At 60.7% G+C, this 17,754-nt stretch carries 15 protein-coding genes; 10 read left to right on the top strand and 5 right to left on the bottom strand.

From position 1 onward, the window contains the following. Positions 1 to 72 precede the first annotated feature (72 nt). Positions 73 to 1,227 (top strand): serine hydrolase domain-containing protein, encoded by a 1,155-nt coding sequence (locus ACMGF9_RS12440; protein WP_118892076.1) that lies wholly within the window; start codon positions 73 to 75, stop codon positions 1,225 to 1,227. 44 nt (positions 1,228 to 1,271) lie between these two features. Here ACMGF9_RS12440 and ACMGF9_RS12435 read toward each other — a convergent pair whose 3' ends face one another. Together ACMGF9_RS12435 and manA are read right to left on the bottom strand one after the other, a co-directional pair. Beyond that, entirely contained in the window at positions 1,272 to 2,804 is a 1,533-nt protein-coding gene (locus tag ACMGF9_RS12435) for a YdgA family protein (RefSeq protein WP_118911589.1), read from the bottom strand. 141 nt (positions 2,805 to 2,945) lie between these two features. Next, positions 2,946 to 4,124, bottom strand: coding sequence for a mannose-6-phosphate isomerase (gene manA / locus ACMGF9_RS12430; RefSeq protein WP_015377769.1), 1,179 nt, complete (start codon positions 4,122 to 4,124; stop codon positions 2,946 to 2,948). Between the two features lie 478 nt (positions 4,125 to 4,602). On the opposite strand from manA, the gene ACMGF9_RS12425 reads away from it, so the two are divergent. Together ACMGF9_RS12425 and fumC are read left to right on the top strand one after the other, a co-directional pair. Continuing rightward, entirely contained in the window at positions 4,603 to 4,935 is a 333-nt protein-coding gene (locus ACMGF9_RS12425; protein ID WP_118892074.1) for a hypothetical protein, read from the top strand. A 232-nt stretch (positions 4,936 to 5,167) separates the two neighbouring features. Continuing rightward, on the top strand, positions 5,168 to 6,565 hold the full coding sequence (fumC, locus tag ACMGF9_RS12420; RefSeq protein ID WP_004938497.1) for a class II fumarate hydratase: 1,398 nt from the start codon (positions 5,168 to 5,170) through the stop codon (positions 6,563 to 6,565). Positions 6,566 to 6,606: 41 nt separating this feature from the next. Here the strand turns inward: fumC and ACMGF9_RS12415 are convergent, their stop codons facing one another. Then, positions 6,607 to 7,272, bottom strand: coding sequence for a peroxiredoxin-like family protein (locus tag ACMGF9_RS12415; protein ID WP_076740259.1), 666 nt, complete (start codon positions 7,270 to 7,272; stop codon positions 6,607 to 6,609). Positions 7,273 to 7,375: 103 nt separating this feature from the next. On the opposite strand from ACMGF9_RS12415, the gene ACMGF9_RS12410 reads away from it, so the two are divergent. From ACMGF9_RS12410 to ACMGF9_RS12400, 3 genes are all read left to right on the top strand, one after another. Next, the gene (locus ACMGF9_RS12410; RefSeq protein ID WP_015377772.1) at positions 7,376 to 8,266 is read left to right on the top strand and encodes a LysR family transcriptional regulator; all 891 of its coding nucleotides are present in this window, start codon (positions 7,376 to 7,378) and stop codon (positions 8,264 to 8,266) included. A gap of 1 nt (position 8,267) precedes the next feature. Beyond that, a complete protein-coding gene (locus ACMGF9_RS12405; RefSeq protein WP_015377773.1) occupies positions 8,268 to 8,957 on the top strand; it encodes a helix-turn-helix transcriptional regulator in 690 nt (229 codons plus the stop codon). Between the two features lie 90 nt (positions 8,958 to 9,047). After that, positions 9,048 to 9,416 carry a VOC family protein gene (locus ACMGF9_RS12400; protein WP_004938508.1) on the top strand — a complete coding sequence of 123 codons (369 nt, stop codon included), beginning with the start codon at positions 9,048 to 9,050 and terminating at the stop codon, positions 9,414 to 9,416. Here the strand turns inward: ACMGF9_RS12400 and tus are convergent. Next, entirely contained in the window at positions 9,406 to 10,344 is a 939-nt protein-coding gene (gene tus / locus ACMGF9_RS12395; RefSeq protein WP_015377774.1) for a DNA replication terminus site-binding protein, read from the bottom strand. The two genes, ACMGF9_RS12400 and tus, sit on opposite strands and share 11 nt — an antisense overlap. 330 nt (positions 10,345 to 10,674) lie before the next feature. On the opposite strand from tus, the gene ACMGF9_RS12390 reads away from it, so the two are divergent. Both ACMGF9_RS12390 and ACMGF9_RS12385 read left to right on the top strand, forming a co-directional pair. Then, a complete protein-coding gene (locus tag ACMGF9_RS12390) occupies positions 10,675 to 12,471 on the top strand; it encodes a glycoside hydrolase family 3 protein (protein WP_118892073.1) in 1,797 nt (598 codons plus the stop codon). Between the two features lie 126 nt (positions 12,472 to 12,597). Beyond that, positions 12,598 to 13,884 (top strand): glycoside hydrolase family 10 protein, encoded by a 1,287-nt coding sequence (locus ACMGF9_RS12385; protein ID WP_370531164.1) that lies wholly within the window; start codon positions 12,598 to 12,600, stop codon positions 13,882 to 13,884. Between the two features lie 51 nt (positions 13,885 to 13,935). On the opposite strand, the gene ACMGF9_RS12380 is transcribed toward ACMGF9_RS12385, so the two are convergent. Further along, positions 13,936 to 15,204 (bottom strand): MFS transporter, encoded by a 1,269-nt coding sequence (locus ACMGF9_RS12380; protein ID WP_031300458.1) that lies wholly within the window; start codon positions 15,202 to 15,204, stop codon positions 13,936 to 13,938. Between the two features lie 147 nt (positions 15,205 to 15,351). On the opposite strand from ACMGF9_RS12380, the gene ACMGF9_RS12375 reads away from it, so the two are divergent. Then, positions 15,352 to 16,242: a LysR family transcriptional regulator gene (locus ACMGF9_RS12375; protein WP_044031312.1), complete on the top strand. Its 891-nt coding sequence runs from the start codon at positions 15,352 to 15,354 to the stop codon at positions 16,240 to 16,242. Between the two features lie 159 nt (positions 16,243 to 16,401). Beyond that, positions 16,402 to 17,619 (top strand): ROK family transcriptional regulator, encoded by a 1,218-nt coding sequence (locus ACMGF9_RS12370; protein ID WP_004938526.1) that lies wholly within the window; start codon positions 16,402 to 16,404, stop codon positions 17,617 to 17,619. Positions 17,620 to 17,754: the final 135 nt, after the last annotated feature.

The raw sequence follows: 17,754 nt of genomic DNA, 5'->3' as shown, positions 1-17,754 counted from the left end.
AAATTATGCCTTATTTTAATTTATGAAGAACGTTTTAGACTGGTTTTACTTTCCCTCAGAGAGATTAAAATCATGTCGGCAATACAACAGGCGTTAACAGAACGGATCGCGGCGATCGATCAACAGGCGATGGCCGAAGGGCGCATCGTCGGCAGCGTGGTGCTGGTGGCGCGGCGGGGCGAAATTTGCTACGCCGGGGCGGCCGGCTATGCCGATCGCGAAGCGCGGCAACCGATGCGGCGGGAAACGCAGTTTCGGCTGTCGTCGGTTTCCAAACCCTATACCACGCTGGCGGCGTTGCGTTTGATTGAGCAAGGCAAGCTGAGCTTGGACGATGCGGTCAGCGACTGGCTGCCGTGGTTTACCCCGGCGCTGGCGGACGGCCGGCGCCCGACGATCAAGATCCGTCATTTGCTGAGCCATACCGCCGGGCTGGACTATCGGCTGAACCAACCGCCGGCGGGCGTTTACCATCAGTTGGGGATCCAGGACGGCGTGGAGCTGTCGACGCTGACGCTGGAGCAAAACCTGCGGCTGTTGGCGCAGGCGCCGTTGCTGTCGGCGCCGGGGGAGCGCTTCAATTATTCGCTGGCGATCGATGTGCTTGGCGCGGTGCTGGAGCGGGTGACGGGCATGTCGCTGCCGCAACTGTTTGTCGAATGGGTGGCGCAGCCGCTGGGGCTTGGCAACACCGCATTCCATGCGACGGACGCCGCGAACCTGGCGACGCCGTATTACAACACCCCGCAAGGGCCACTGCGCATGTATGAAGGCCTGCGGGTGGCGCTGCCGGAGGAGATGGCGGGGGGCGAGGTGCTGTTTTCACCCGAGCGCGCGCTTAACGCCGGGGCTTATCCCTCCGGCGGCGCGGGCATGGTCGGTGATGCCGACGACGTGCTGCGGCTGGTGGAGGCGCTGCGCAGCGGCGGGCAGGGCATTTTGCAGCCGGATACGGTGGCGTTGCTGCGCAGTCCGCACGTCGGCGCCGAGGCGCAAACGCAAGGGCCGGGCTGGGGCTTCGGCTTTGGCGGCGCGCTGCTGGTGGATCCAGACGCCGCGCAGACGCCGCAGCATGCCGGCACGCTGACCTGGGGCGGCGTTTACGGCCACAGCTGGTTCTTTGATCCACAGGCGCAGCTGAGCGTGGTTGTCTTGACCAATACCGCATTTGAGGGCATGTGCGGCCGCTACCCGCAGCAGATCCGCGATGCGGTTTATGCGGCGTAAATAAAAAGGGCCCCGCAGGGGGCCCTTGTTAGGTTTTCAGGCGATTACTGCGCCGGTGCCGGAGCGGGTTCCGCTTCCTGAGCCGGTTCAGCGTCTTCCGCCGGGGCGCCCAGCATGGCGAACTGGCCGATGAACTCTTGCAGCGACATCTTGTTGCCGTTCAGGTCAACCTGATTGTCAGCGTAGTGGAACTTGCTCGCGATCACGCCGTCTTTCTGGGTGGTCAGCTTGAACATCTGACCCATGGCCGCCAGGCCCTGCACTTGCTGCTGCGCCAGTTTCTGCGCGTCTTCCGCATTATAGCCCTGCAACAAGGCGGTCTTCGCGGTCACTTCGGTAGCCATCGCTTCCGGAATGGTCAGGCTGAGATCCAGCTTTTTAACCGCCTGCGCGATCAACTGATCCGGCGATTGTGCCGGGGAGGCGGCCTTGCTCGGATCGGTCATCGCCAGATCCAGCGTGAAGACGCTCTCACCCTTGCTGTTTTTCCAGCTCAGCGGGGCGATGCTGAGGCTCGGGTTGCCTTTCAGCAGCAGCGGCAGGTTCTTTTGCAGCATCTCGGAGGTCTGCTGTTCGTAGACGTCCGGATCCAGGTTCTCGCCCTGCTGCAGCAGCGCCATGGTTTGGCGGTTGTAGCTGTCGGAGAAGTCTTTCAGCGCCTTGCCGTCGACGTTGTCGATTTTCAGCGTCAGTTTACCGGCACCGAAGTCGTTGCCCTGCACCTTGAGCGCGTCCATGGTGTAGTCGATCTGGCCGCCGATATTGCTGCTGCCTTGCTCGCCAAACTTGCTCACCAGATTGAAACCGTCCAACGCCACGGTATCTTTACCGTCGATCGTCAATTTGAACTGCTTCAGCGTCATCGTCTGATCGCCGACCTTCACGCCGAACTTGCTTTCGTTGCTGTTGCCTTTCAGGTTGAAGCCCTGGAAGGTGATCTGCTCGTTTTGGCCGAATTCGTTCGGGCTGGCGAACACGATAGTGTCGCTATTGGCGTCCAGCGCGAATTTTTTCAGATCGCGGGACACATCGGCGTCAATGGTGGCGCCGCTGAATTTCAGCGAAGATTTATCCTTCTGGTAGTCCAGTGGGATAAAGTCGATGGTGGACGCGGTATCGCCGCTGTACGAGATGCGCGAATCGGCGGTAAACAGCGATTTGCCTTTGGTGGTTTCAAACAGGCCTTTCACCGCCGGGGTGTTTTCCAGCTCGGTATGCACCGACGCCATGCTCGGCAGCAGGTTGAATTTTTTCAGCTGCGCGAACGGGAACGGACCGTGATCGATGGTTTCCAGGAACGCCACTTCTTCACCGGCTTTCAGCGCCGCATTTTCACTGGTATCCGTGCCGTCGGAACGCAGCACATAACGCACTTTACTGCTGAACAGGCCGCGCTGGTAATTTTCATAGCTCAGCTTGACGCCGGCTTTCGGCAGGTAGGCTTTCAGTTGGCCGTTGGCGTTGTCGACGACTTCGCCCATGTGCTGCTCGATCTGTTTCCCGGTGTACCAGGATGCCCCGGTCCATGCTGCGCCAAGAACGACAATGACGCTGACAGCGACTAACGATTTTTTCATAGCTCTGTTTCATCCTTTTTTTCTTATCACCCTCCGTTGCATGGGAGGGGCAAATAGGGGCCGACAAAAAACGCCCGCAGGCGTTTAATTGTGGGGGTAGCTCTCGCTTTCAGCAAGCAATTTGCTGAAATTTATCAACGGTTAGGCCAGCTGGTTATAAACCCGGGCGATGCGGCCGCTGCCGCTGACGTTGACCGGAGATTCGAACGCCCCGATAAAGCAGGATTCGCCCGGTTTGAGCGTCAGGCGTTGCCCGGATTTCTCCAGCGTCGCTTCGCCGGCGACGCAGAACACGATGGCGGCGCTTCGCTGTGCCAGCGCCTGTGGTGCGGCGGTCAAATCGTGCAGTGAGAAGGCGAAATCCTCCACCGGGATCGGGAAGAACAGCTCGTTGCCGCGTTGCTCCGGTTGGGTCAGCAGGCCGGAAGCCGGTTGCGGGCGGAACTGCAGGTTGGCCAGCAGCTCGGGCACGTCGATGAATTTCGGCGTCAGGCCCGCGCGCAGCACGTTATCCGAGTTGGCCATCACCTCCAGCGCCACGCCTTTCAGGTAGGCGTGCGGCGTTTCGGCATACAGGAACATCGCCTCGCCCGGCGCGAGCTGCACCACGTTCAGCAGCAGCGGTGAGAACAGACCGCTGTCGTCCGGATAGAAGCCGGCGATAAAGCGCACGGTATCCCAGGGTTCCCCCTGCTGGTTGTTGAGCGCGGCTTTCAGCACGCCGAGCGCCAGCGATTTTTGTTCGCCACTCATCGTCAACAGGCTGGCGAACAGGGTCGCGAGGTGCGCGGTGTCCGGCTGTTGCAGGAAGGCGGCGATGTCGTGGTGCGCGCCCGCGATCGGTTGCAGCAGGGAAACGATATCGGCCAGTTCGCGAAAGCCGTTCATCGCCAGGAACGGCGTCAGGGCGAACACCAGCTCGGGCTTGTGGTTGGGATCTTTATAGTTGCGTTCGGCGGCGCTCAGCGGGATGCCGGCGGCATTCTCTTTCGCGAAGCCGATCTCGGCCGCCGCTTTACTCGGGTGAACCTGGATCGACAGCGGCTGATCGGCGCACAGCACTTTAAACAGGAACGGCAACTCGCCAAAACGGCTGGCGACGTCGGCGCCCAGCTGTTTTGGCTGGTCTTCATCGATAAGAAAGCGCAGCGAACGCAGTTCGCCGTCGGCGCCCGGCACGCGGGAAGGGCTCTTGGGATGGGCGCCCATCCACAGTTCGGCCATCGGCTGATTATCCGGGTTGGCGATGCCGTAAAGACGGGTCAGCGCATCGTGGCTGCCCCAGGCGTAATTCTGTACCGCGTTGGTCATTTTTTGCATGTCGATAAACGTCCTTAACGTCATTGTCGCACTGGATGACAATAACCTACTGATTTTATACGGTTAACTAAATCTGTGCCGACGACTATCCTACGCCCGCGTCGGCAGGAAAAATCATGGGCGCGATCAAAAAAACGCCGGATAACGTCGCGCCCGGCAATGGGGCCATAGTATAACGTGATAACGATCGGCGTCTCAATTGGCGCGCAGGTCCCAAGGCGACCCGGAAAACCCGCCGATCGATTATTATTTGGCCCAACGGGGATTATTGCCGTTAGCCTGGTCATTCAACGTCATTATTTATTTTTTCAGCATGTCAAACTATGTCGGCTGAATTTATTTTTTACCGTCTGAGCCATTCCCTTATTATTATTCTCGCGCTGCACCGGGCTATCACACGCTGAGCTTAAACCTGGGCGTCAGACCCCTTTACCGTAACGGCTAACACGTCGATTTAACGAAACAAGAGGTCTGTTGCATGAAAACACTGTTGTTGCTGTTGGGGTTTTGCACCGGCGCAGCCCAGGCGGCGGTGATTGTCGCCTATCCCTACGCGGCGCCGCGCGCCGTGGTGATCGCGCCGGCGCCGATCGTCGTCACACCCGCCCCGGTCACGGTTCCCGCCGCGATCGCGCCTGTGGCGTATCCGCTGGCACTCACCGCCGGTGCGGCGGCGACCGGGGCGTATCGGCATCATGAACGGCAGGACGCCTACGACGAGATCAATCATCTGCAGCAGCAACGGATCGATGAACTCAATCATTTACAGGCGCAGCGCATCTATAATTTTAATGCGCGTCATCCGCGTTAATGGTTATCCAGATTTTTATTCTCCAGGCTCATTCCCGGCCGTTTATTTCACCGCGGGTTAACCGGCGGAAAATAACCGCGTCGTTAATGGGTAAAAGAGATGAAACGTGCTGTGAGATAACTCTCTTAATGCGAATAGTTATTATGTCACTATACTGGGAGTGCATGCCGACGTGGGGGGGAGCGCGTCGGCCTAACCCTACAATTTTAGGAATTATGCTAAGGAGATCGTGATGGCAGGCGTTCGTATCGAAAAAGACTCTATGGGCCCCATCGAAGTACCGGCCGACAAGCTGTGGGGCGCGCAAACCCAGCGTTCGTTGGCGCATTTCCGTATTTCCTCCGAAAAGATGCCGACCGCGCTGATCCACGCGCTGGCGTTGACCAAGCGCGCCGCCGCGCAGGTGAACGTGGATCTGGGGCTGCTGCCGGCCGAACGGGGCGCCGCCATTATCAACGCCGCCGACGAAGTGCTGGCGGACAGCCATGCCGACCAGTTCCCGTTATCAATCTGGCAAACCGGCTCCGGCACCCAGACCAACATGAACATGAACGAAGTGTTGGCCAACCGCGCCAGCGAGCTGCTGGGCGGCGTGCGCGGTGAAGAGCGCAAGGTGCACCCGAACGACGACGTCAATAAAAGCCAGAGCTCCAACGATGTGTTTCCCACCGCGATGCACGTGGCGGCGGTGATTGCGCTGCGCGAACACCTGATCCCTGAGCTGAAAGTGCTGCACAAGACGCTGAGCGACAAGGCCGAAGCCTACCGCGATATCGTCAAAATCGGCCGCACCCATCTGCAGGACGCCACGCCGCTGACCCTGGGGCAAGAGATATCCGGTTGGGCGGCGATGCTGGCGCACAATCTGAAACACATCGAGGACAGTATCCCGCACATTGCCGAGCTGGCGCTGGGCGGCACGGCGGTCGGCACCGGCCTGAACACCCATCCAGAGTACGCGGTGCGCGTCGCTAAAGCGCTGGCGGAATTGACCCATCAGCCGTTCGTCACCGCGCCGAACAAGTTCGAAGCGCTGGCGACCTGCGATGCGCTGGTGCAAGGGCATGGCGCGCTGAAAGGGCTGGCGGCTTCGCTGATGAAGATCGCCAACGACGTGCGTTGGCTGGCGTCCGGCCCGCGCTGCGGCATTGGTGAGATTTCGATCCCGGAGAACGAGCCGGGCAGCTCCATCATGCCGGGCAAGGTCAACCCGACCCAGTGCGAAGCGATGACCATGCTGTGCGCTCAGGTGCTGGGTAACGACGTGGCGGTGAACATTGGCGGCGCTTCCGGCAACTTCGAGTTGAACGTGTTCCGCCCGATGGTGATCCACAACTACCTGCAGTCGATTCGCCTGCTGGCCGACGGCATGCAGGGCTTTAACGAGCACTGCGCGGTGGGCATCGAACCGAACCGCGATCGCATCTCCCAATTGCTGAACGAATCGCTGATGCTGGTGACGGCGCTCAATACCCATATCGGTTATGACAAGGCGGCGGAAATCGCCAAGAAAGCGCACAAGGAAGGGCTGACGCTGAAAGCCGCGGCGCTGAAGCTCGGCTACCTGACCGAAGCGCAGTTCGACGAGTGGGTACGGCCGGAAGCGATGGTCGGCAGCATGCAGAAATAATGGCGTCATGCCTAAATGGGGCGCGGTTGCGCCCCGTCTTTTCAAGCCAACATCTCTAGCACCGATAACAGCGCCTGCGGCTCCGGCCGCTGGGTGTAATCGGCGTGCGCTTCGGCGTAGACAATACGGCCATCGCGGGCGATGACGAATCGCGCCGGCAGCGGCAGCGTCCAGCTGTCATCCTGGTTGAACTGCGCCAGATCGAGGCCGAGCCGCTGTTGATACAGGGCGATCAGCGCGTCCGGCAGGCGGTAACGCAGGCCGAACTGGGCCGCCAGACGGTTGCCTGTATCGCTGAGCAACGGAAAAGTGAGATCGTGATCGCGCGCGGCCTGGCGGTTATGCACCGCGCTCTGCGGCGAAACGGCCAACAACTGCGCGCCGTACTGCGTGATGGCGGGCAATGCGGCCTGCAGCGCCTGCAGATCGAGCGTACAGTAAGGGCACCAGATCCCGCGATAGAAACTGACGACCAGCGGCCCTTTTGCCAACAGCGCCGTGGAAGAGCATGGTCGGTTTTCGCTGTCCGACAGTGTAAAGCCGGGCGCGGCGTCGCCGACCTTCAGGGCGCGTTCGGCCACGCCCGACGCGATCTGCGCCTGGATCGCCTCACGCATCAGCGCGTGATCTTGCACCGCGAGTTTGAACGGCAGTTGGTCGGCCTCGAATGCCGCTTTGAAGGCATCGAGTTTGTCTTGCAGTGTCATGCGTTCTCCTGACGGGAATGAGGGGGAGCGCTTATCTTGCCCATTCCAAAATGGCGCGTGTAGACTGCAATAAATGCTAACAGTTATTCCAACAAGGAATGCCATGGGTAAATTTGCCGATTACGAAACCTATGCCTGCGTTTACGAGAGCGGCTCCTTTACCGCGGCGGCGCGGCGGCTGCACGTGGGGCAGCCGGCGGTCTCAAAAGCGGTGGCGCGGCTGGAACAGCAGCTCGGCACGCGCCTGATGCTGCGCTCGACCCACGGCCTGCAGCCGACGGATGCGGGACAGCAGCTGTATCAACGCACCCGGCGTATCCTGAACGAGCTGGCGGAGACGGAAGCGCTGGTGCAGAGCGCCGGCGAGACCCTGAGCGGCCGGTTGCGGGTCGCTTCGGCGGCGGTGTTCGCCCGCATCGTTCCCTTGCCTGATTTGACGGCGTTTATGCGCGCCAATCCACGGTTGCACGTTGATTTGCTGCTGGATGACGGCAATCTGTCGCTGATTGAAGAAGGCATCGATATTGCCCTGTGTGTTGGCGAGTTGGAGGATTCCGGTTTTACCGCCCGCAAGCTGGGTGAGGTAAAGCAATGCGTGATCGGCACGCCCGGCTATTTTGCCGCTGCCGGTATGCCGCAGCGGCCGGAAGATCTGTTGCAGCACGAGATGGTGATTTACCATCGCCGTGGCGGCGGCGAGCAGTGGCGCTTCAGCCGCGGAGAAGAGCAGCGCGCGCTGCGGTTGCCGGGGCGCATGCGGGTTAACGCGGCGGAGTGCGTGCGCGAGTTGGTGCTGGCGGGCTTTGGCGCCACCGTCGCCAGCGAAGGCCTGTTTCGCAGCGAGCTGCAAAGCGGGGCGGCGATTGCGGCTTTAGCGGACTGGCAACTGCCGCCGCTGGCGCTGTGGGCGGTGTTCCCCGGTGGCCATTTCGTCTCGGCCAAGGCGCGAGCCTTTGCTGATTTTGTCCAAACCGCGCTATGCAGGGAGCCGTGATATGTCGCGCGCACAACGTTTACTCGATCTGATGCAGCTGCTGCGCAACCACCGTTATCCGGTGGCGGGCCATGCGCTGGCGCAGACGCTGGGCATCAGCATGCGCACCCTGTACCGCGATATCGCCACGCTGCAGCAGCAGGGGGCGGAAATCGCCGGTGAGGCGGGCGTCGGCTATGTGCTGCGCCCCGGCTTTATGCTGCCGCCGCTGATGTTCTCGCCGGCGGAGACAGAAGCGCTGGTGCTGGGGATGCGCTGGGTCAGCCGCCGCGGTGACAGCCAACTGGCGAGCGCGGCGGGTCAGGCGCTGGCCAAGATCGCCGCGGTGCTGCCGCCGGCGCTGCGGGAGGAGCTGGAGGCCAATACGCTGCTTATCGCGCCGGTTCAGGCGCCGCCGGTGGCGGATGAGATGCGGGTGCTGATCCGAGACACCATCCGCTGCGAGCGCAAACTGCATATCGACTACCTCGATCTGGCGGGGCAGCGCAGCGAACGCCTGCTGTGGCCCTTTGCGCTGGGTTTTTTCGATCAGTTTCAGATGTTGGTCGCCTGGTGCGAGCTGCGTCAGGCCTTTCGCCATTTTCGTCTCGATCGCATTCAGGCCGCCACGCCGCTTGCACAGCGCTATCCGCGTGGCCGGCGGCGGCTGCTGAAAGAGTGGCGCCTCAGCGAGGGCATTGCGGAGCAATAGCGGCACGCTGCTGCCATAAACTGTCAGTCGCGCGCCTTAGTCTGTGCCTATCGGGAACCGGCCGGTTCCCATCACCCAAAGGACAGACCGATGACCCTTCCCAGCATGACCCTGCTTTACGTCGACAACCCGCTCAACAGCGCCGCCTTTTATCAACGCCTGCTGGGGCAGGCGCCGGTGGAGCTTTCGCCCGGCTTTGCCCTGTTCGTGCTCAACAACGGCTTCAAGCTGGGGATGTGGGCCAAACAGGGGGTAAAACCCGCCGCCACGCTGACCGGGGGCGGCGGTGAACTGGGCTTTTTATGCCAGGATCCGCAAGAAGTGGAGGCGCGCTATAACCAGTGGCGCGAACTTGGGCTGACTATCGAGCAAACGCCGACCGAGATGGAGTTCGGTTACACCTTCGTGGCGCGAGATCCGGACGGCCATCGCCTGCGGGTGTATGCCCTCAGCGAGTAGCGTCGTCGGTATACAGGTGCAGACGCGGCACCAGCAGCCGCAGCGGCCTGGCGTCGGGTTTGTAACGGTGTTTCACCGCCTCGGCGTCGTAGTTGAGCAGTTCGCCGATCTTCGGCACCGCGGCGCCGCTTTCAACCTGACACAGGGCGATCAGCGGTAGCGGGCAGGGGTGCTGCACCTGTTTTTGCTGCTGCTGATACCACACCCGGGCGATCGGCTGCACTTTTACCGGCCGTTTGATCTTCAGCGTCGCCTGCTGCGGCAGCCGGCTGACGTCGTCGATCTCACGGCTGACCAGAGCGGCCCACTGTTCACGGCTGTGCGGCGGCACCGCGCGGCCGGCTTTCAGGCTTTTCTCCAGCTGCGCCAGAATGTCGTCCCGCTTGACGTTTTTGATGATGTGCTTGTTGGCCCAGCCGAAGCGCACGGAGTCGGGATTGGTCAGGGCGGTGAGGGTGCGATAGGCGCTGAGGGTAATCAGCCCGTGCAGATGGGTGTGCACGAACTCGAAACGCTGCTCCGGCGCCAGGCCGGAATCGACGGTGATAATCTGCTCCAGTTCGCCCTTCAGGCGGTTGATCAGCGCCAGCTGCGTTTGCAGCGCCTGATACTCCGGTTGCTCCACCGCCAGACAGATGACGCCGGGCAGGCGCACGGCGGCCTTGCTGCTGACATTCTCCCGGTTGTGGTGAATGAACAGCCGCTGATAATGCTCCAGCGCCAGATCGCGCGCCGCTTGCCCCACATGCTGCTCGACCGCGATATGCGAAATGGCCTGATGTTCCTGGCCTTTTTCAACCTCCGGCAGGCTGAACACCCGCGCCGCCAGCAACCGCAGCGGGGCGATCTGCTGCTGCAACGCGCCGAGCGCCTGCTCCAGCTCGTTAAAGCAGGCGTTCATTCGGCCAATCACATCGTATCTGCTCATCGCACACCCCCATATTAGTTACAACATACTATAGAAGAGTGGCCAACTGGGGGCAACATCGGCAAACGAAGAGGAAGCGGCTTCACTGGCCACCCGGCTTGTCAGCGAAAAATACGCCAGAGGGACTTCTACAGCAGGGCGCGAAATAGACTTTGCATTGGTATGGGTTTGATTCATTGATGGATTTTTTCTGTTGGTTGATATTTTGTTTGATCCATTTTCCGTTTGCCGTTGTCCAATTGCTGGAACAAACAGAATGGCAGGACGCTATGAGCCCCTCGGGTTATCTTTTCTTCTGTCATTAACGGGTGCTTTAAACGGAGGTTTACTGTGGATATTAAACAGAAAGTCAAAAACATGACGCTGGAAGAGAAGATCGGGCAAAAAATCATGCTGGATTTTCGCTACTGGGATCAGAACGGTAGCGGCAATCAGGATATGACCGTTCCCGATGCAGCCATTGGCAAGCTGATCACCGATAACCACATCGGTGGGGTGATCCTGTTTGCCAATAATCTGAAAGACAAGCAGCAGATCAAAACGTTGACGGCCTGGTATGCCGCGCTGAAAACCCACGCGGGCGTTCGTTTGTTTATTGGCACGGATAACGAAGGCGGTAACGTTTTCCGGCTGCCGCGTGGCGACTACGCCTCATTCCCCGGCAATATGGCGCTGGCGGCGGCGATCGAGGGCGGTGCGGATAAACAGCTCGCCGTTGAACAGGGCAAACTGATGGCCCAGGATATGCGCGCGTTGCATATCAATACCAACTTTGCCCCGGTCGTGGACGTCAACACCAACCCGTTCAACCCGGTGATTAACGTTCGCGCCTTCAGCGATGATAAGAACACCGTTGCCCGCCTGGCGGAAAACATGGTGGCGGGCATGAAACAGCAGGGGCTGATCACCGCGTACAAACACTTCCCCGGCCATGGCAGCACCTCCACCGACTCGCATACCGGTTTGCCGCGCGTCGATCGTACGCGGGAAGAAGCTTTTGCCATTGATATCGCCCCTTATAAACAGGCCATCGATCGCTGCGCGGCGCCGGATATGGTGATGACTGCGCATATTCAGTACCCCGCACTGGATAACAGCCAGATCGACACCCGCAACGGTGAAAAAATCACGGTGCCGGCCACCATGTCGCGCGAAATCCAGACCCAGATCCTGCGCAATGAGCTGGGTTATGCCGGCGTAACGATTTCAGACGCGCTGGATATGGGCGCGATTGCCGAGCATTTCAGCCAGCAAGCGGCGGCTGAAAACGTCTTTACCGCCGGAGTGGATATCGCCCTGATGCCTGTCAGCATCGCCTCGCCGGCGCAGGCGAGCCTGCTGCCGGACCTGATTCGTTACCTTGCGGATCGGGTGAAAACCGGGCATCTCAGCGAGGCCGATATTGATGCCTCTGTCGAGCGCATTTTGCGCCTCAAATTGCGCCATCACCTGATGGGCCATAGCGATAAACCCTGTTCCCACGACGTTTCGTCCTCCGCGCATCAGCTAGAGAAACGGATTGCCGATCGTTCCATTACCGTGGTTATCAACCGTCAATGTCTGCTGCCGTTAAAGGACAAAGCGCTGCGCTACTTTATTCTGACTCCGTGGGGCGAGCAGGCCAAAGGCATTGCGAACGTGATGGCGCAGGAAGGCTACCAGAACGTCGTGGCCGCGAAGGAAACGGAACTGAGCGACGCCCAGGTCAGGGAACATATTGCCGGCTGCGACGTGTTCTTGCTTGGAACCCTCTCAACCCGCTTTACGCCTGCCGAGCAGGATGGGGTCGTGACCGCCGCAACCGGGGCGGCTAATGATACCAGTCCTTATCCGGGCTGGCTGAAATACGCCGCCGAGCAGGGGAAAAAATGCGTTCACCTCTCATTGCGCGCGCCTTACGATATCGTGAACTATGCCGCTGACGTGGATGCGGCTGTCGCCACCTATTCTTACTACGGGTATGACAGCGGCGTATGGCGTGGCCCTTCGATGATATCGCTGGCACAGGTGCTGACGGGGAAAATCAGACCGCACGGAAAACTGCCGGTTAATACCTGGCATGACTACGATGAGCAAACCAATACCGGCAAGGTGGCGTTCCCTCGCGGGACGGGGCTGAGCTGGTGATGGGATAAGGAGAGGCGTCGCCAGAAAGGGCGGCGCCGGTCGCTGGATGGCGTTGATAAAGCGGGCGGTTTCTTGCTCCGCACGCCGCGACATGGGATAACCGTCACTCACGGAAGGAGAACATTTATGCCGACAGGCGCAACAAAACTAGGCGGATGGCTGTTGATGGCCGCCATGCTGGGCGTGAGCGGATGCGCCAAACCCCCTGAGCCGGAAAAGCCTCCGCAGCCTGTACCGCCGGCAACGCCGATGCGGGGCATCTGGCTGGCCACGGTCATTGGCTTGGACTGGCCGCCGGCGGCCTCGCTGAAAGCGGAATCCACGCAAGAGCGGGTGCGTCTGCAGAAGCAGGGGCTGACGGACGCGCTGGACGACATGGTGAAAACCGGGATTAACACGGTGTATTTTCAGGTTAAACCGGACGGCACGGCCCTGTGGCGTTCTGACATCTTGTCCTGGTCGGAGGTATTGACCGGCACCGTGGGCCAGGACCCCGGTTATGATCCGCTGGCCTTTATGCTGACAGAAGCGCACCGACGCGGCATCAAAGTGCATGCCTGGCTGAACCCTTATCGGGTTTCCATGAATACCCGACAGCAAACGATTGATGCACTCAATCATACGCTGCAGTCGCCGCCGGCCAGCGTCTATGCGCTACATCCCGACTGGATACGCACCGCCAGCGATCGCTTCGTGCTCGACCCCGGCCTGCCCGAGGTGCGCAACTGGATCACCGGCGTGGTGGCTGAAGTCGTCAAAAACTACGATGTCGACGGCATTCAGTTTGACGATTATTTCTATTACGAAACGCCGCAATCGCCGCTGGATGATGAAAAGACGTATCGCGCATACGGCAAAGGGTTTGCAGACAAGGCCGACTGGCGAAGAGACAACACGCTGCAATTGATAAAACAGGTTTCCGCCACCGTCAAAGCACTGAAGCCCGCGGTCGCGTTTGGCGTCAGCCCGGCGGGCGTATGGCGAAACAAAGCGGACGATCCTGCCGGTTCGGCGACGCGGGCCGGCGCGCCGTCGTACGATACGGCCTATGCCGATACGCGCCAGTGGGTCAAACTGGGGCTGCTCGACTATATCGCACCGCAGCTGTATTGGCCTTTCGATCGTGAAATTGTTCGCTACGACGTGCTGGCCAACTGGTGGGCCGAGGTGGTGAAAGACACGCCGGTTCGGCTCTATGCCGGGGTGGCGCTGTATAAAGTGGGCACGCCATCGGCCAGCGAGCCGGCCTGGACCGTCGACGGCGGCGTCCCCGAGCTGAAAAGGCAGTTGGATCTCAACGAGAGCCTGCCGGGGATGGGGGGAACCATCCTGTTCCGGCAACGTTATCTGACCGAGCCGCAAACGGACAAGGCGGTGGAGTACCTGCAAACTCGCTGGAAACCCGGTCAATAATCACGGGCTCTGGCATAACGAGCCGCGGCTAACCACCGCGGCTTTTTCCATTCACAGGCGCGCCGCTTCCGGCAGCCGTTTCAGGTAATGCACCACCAGCAGCGCCAGCAATAGCATCAGGCTGATAAACGCCGCCACGCCATTCCAGCCGAAGCTGTGCCAGAACACGCCGCCCAGGGTGCCGGCCACGCTGGAGCCGACGTAATAGCAGAACAGATACAGCGACGACGCCTGGCCTTTGGCGCGGCGCGCACGGCGGCCGATCCAGCTGCTGGCCACCGAGTGGGCGGCGAAGAAACCGGCGGTGAACAGCATCATGCCGATAAAGATCGCCGGCACCTGCGGCAGCGCGGTAATCAGGATCCCGATCAGCATAATCACGATCGACGCCAGCAGCACCGGGCCGCGCCCGAAGCGCGAGGTGAGCGCGCCGGCCTTGGGCGAACTGTAGGAGCCGGTGAGGTACACCACCGACAGCAGGCCGACGATCGCCTGGCTCAGGTGATAAGGATCCGCCAGCAGGCGATAACCGATGTAGTTGAACAGGGTGACGAAGCTGCCCATCAGCAGGAAACCTTCCGCGAACAGCAGTGGCAGGCCCTTATCGTGCCAATGCAGTTTGAAGTTGATCAGCAGGGTGCGCGGGCGCAGCGAGCTGGCGCGAAAATGCCGCGAGGCGGGCAGGATGCGCCAGAACATGCAGGCGGCGGCGAGGGCGAACAGACCGATGACCCCGAGCGAGACGCGCCAGGAGAAGAAGTCGGTCAGCACCCCGGTCACCAGACGGCCGCTCATGCCGCCGATCGAGTTGCCGCTGATGTACAACCCCATCGAGAAGGCGACGAAGCTGGGGTGGATCTCTTCGCTGAGGTAGGTCATGCCGACCGCGGCGACGCCGCTCAGCGACAGGCCGATCAATGCGCGCATCAGTAAAATGCCGTGCCAGCTGGTCATAAAGGCGCAAATCAACGTGCAAACCGCCGCCAGCAGCAGCGCCACCACCATCACCGACTTGCGGCCGATGGCGTCGGACAGCGGCCCGGTAAACATCAGGCCGATCGCCAGCAGGCCGGTGGAGACCGAGAGCGACAGGCTGCTTTCCGCCGGCGAGACGCCGAAGTCTTGCGACAGCACCGGCAGGATCGGCTGCACGCAGTAAAGCAACGCGAAGGTCGCCAGCCCGGCGGAAAACAGCGCCAGCGTGACGCGCATAAACTGCGGCGTGCCGCGTTCGATATAGGGGAGTTTATTGTTGAGGGTGGAGCGTTTTACTTTTGGCGCAGCGGCCGCGTCATCATTGGCGGCCAGCGTCGACGGCATCACGGCCGCAGAACGCACAGGGGTTGTCACAGCGTTTCCTTACCGAACTTCGGGGAGATAAACAGACACTTTGCAGATAACAAAATGATAGGGAGCGGCGATTTTTTTGTCTAATATATTAATAATTACAATTAAGACTTTTTAAATATGAATATCGAGTTGAGACACCTGCGTTACTTTATCGCCGTGGCCGAAGAGCTGCATTTTGGCCGCGCCGCCGAGCGGTTGCGCATCTCCCAACCGCCGCTCAGCCAGCAAATTCAGGCGCTGGAAGAGATGGTCGGCGCGCGGCTGCTGGCGCGCAACAACCGCAACGTCAGTTTGACCCAGGCCGGGGAGATGTTTCTTAAAGAAGCCTATCAGGTGCTCGATCAGGTCGGGCGCGCGGCGGAAAAGGCGGCGCGTCTGGATCGCGGCGAACTGGGGGAAATGACCATCGGGTTTACCTCCTCCGCGCCCTTTATCGGCGTGGTGGCGCGCAGCCTGCGCGCCTTTCGCCAGCAGTCCCCGCAGGTGCACATCAAGATGCGCGAAATCAACACCAAACAGCAGATCGAACCGCTGCTGAACGGTGAGCTGGATCTGGGGGTGATGCGCAACACGCGGCTGCCGGAAGCGCTGCACTACCAGCTGCTGCTGCGCGAACCGCTGGTGGCGGTGGTGCCGGAGGGGCATCCGCTGGCGGAAACGCCCGGCGGCGCGCTGCGTTTTCAACATCTGGCGCAGGAGCCGTTCGTGTTCTTCTCGCGCGAAGTGGGCACCGCGCTGTACGACGAAATTCTGCTGCTGCTCGGCAAGGCCGGCATCACCCCGTATATCACCCAGGAAGTGGGGGAAGCGATGACTATCATCGGGCTGGTCTCCGCCGGGTTGGGAGTTTCGATTCTGCCGGCGTCTTTCGCCCGGGTGCGGGTGGACGGCGTGCGCTATTTGCCGCTGGCGGAGCCGGACGCCACCACCGAAGTGTGGCTGGTGCACCACCGCCGGCGGCCGTTGACCGCGGCGGCGCAGTCGCTGATGGCGTTGATGCTGAAATGACGTTGAGCTTGGGCAAATAAAAATCAATTCACGCTGAAATTGCGAGGAATTTGTGCAGCAAATCACATAACGAATCAAATAGTTGACGCTGTATGACAAAAGCCCCACCATAACCCCTAGTCTTTATTTAGAAGCGCGAAAAATAGTAGGAGCCGGTTTGTGATTGCGGTTGGGCAGCCTGGGCATATCGATCAAATCAAACAGACCAATGCGGGGGCGGTTTATCGGCTAATCGATCAACTGGGTCCGATTTCGCGCATCGAACTGTCAAAACGCGCGCAGCTGGCGCCCGCCAGCATCACCAAGATCGTGCGCGAGCTGCTGGAAGCCCATCTGGTCAAGGAAACCGAGTACCAGGAGATCGGCAGCCGGGGCCGCCCGGCGGTAGGGCTGGTGCTGGACACCGAAGCCTGGCACTACCTGTCCGCCCGCATCAGCCGCGGCAGCATCACGCTGGCGCTGCGCGATCTCAGCAGCAAGCTGGTGGTGGAGGAACAGCTGCCGCTGGCGGCCGAACATCCCGAACCGCTGCTGAAGCGCATCCTGACCGAAGTCGATCAGTTCTTTATCCGCCACCAAAGCAAGCTGGAACGGCTGACGGCGATCGCCATCACGCTGCCGGGCATGATCGATGTCCAGTCCGGCGTGGTGCACCGCATGCCGTTTTACGACGTGCTGGAGATGCCGCTCGGCCCGGCGCTGGAAACCCGCACCGGCCTGCCGGTTTACCTGCAGCACGACATCAGCGCCTGGACCATGGCCGAGGCGCTGTACGGCGCCTCGCGCGGCAGCCAGAACGTGATTCAGGTGGTGATCGACCACAACGTCGGCGCCGGGGTGATCACCGGCGGCCATGTGTTGCACGCCGGCAGCCACAGCGTGGTGGAGATCGGCCACACCCAGGTCGATCCCTACGGCAAACGCTGTTACTGCGGCAACCACGGCTGTCTCGAAACCGTGGCCAGCATTGAGAACATGCTGGAGATCGCCCAGCAGCGGCTGAGCGGCTCGATGAGCTCCAGCCTGCACGGCGCGCCGCTGACCGTCGAATCGCTGTGCGACGCCGCGCTGGCGGGCGATCAGCTGGCGCGGGACATCATTCTCGGCGTCGGCCACAGCGTGGGGCGCATTCTGGCTATCATGGTCAACCTGTTCAATCCCGAGAAGATCCTGGTGGGCTCGCCGCTCAACCGCGCGGCGGAGATCCTGCACCCGGCCATCGCCTCCTGCATTCGCCAGCAGGCGCTGCCGGCCTACAGCGAGCAGGTCAAGGTCGAATCCACGCAGTTCTTCAATCAGGGCACCATGCCCGGCGCGGCGCTGGTGAAAGAGGCGCTGTATAACGGTTCATTGCTGGTGCAACTGCTGCAAGGCTAACATCAGAACCTCTTATTAATTCCGCAAAAGATTGAGCTACCTCAAGCCCCTAAGCGGCAGCATCCCCTAGAATTTTTCCGAAATACTTCTTCGCCGCCGGTGCGGCGATACATTGTTAACGGGGCATTCTGGGGC

This window comes from Serratia sp. BNK-23 (assembly GCF_047456145.1).
In the GTDB taxonomy this organism is placed as follows: domain Bacteria; phylum Pseudomonadota; class Gammaproteobacteria; order Enterobacterales; family Enterobacteriaceae; genus Serratia; species Serratia nematodiphila.
The sequence above is the reverse complement of the archived record's forward strand: the minus strand, read 5'-3'. Positions and strand labels throughout refer to the sequence as shown.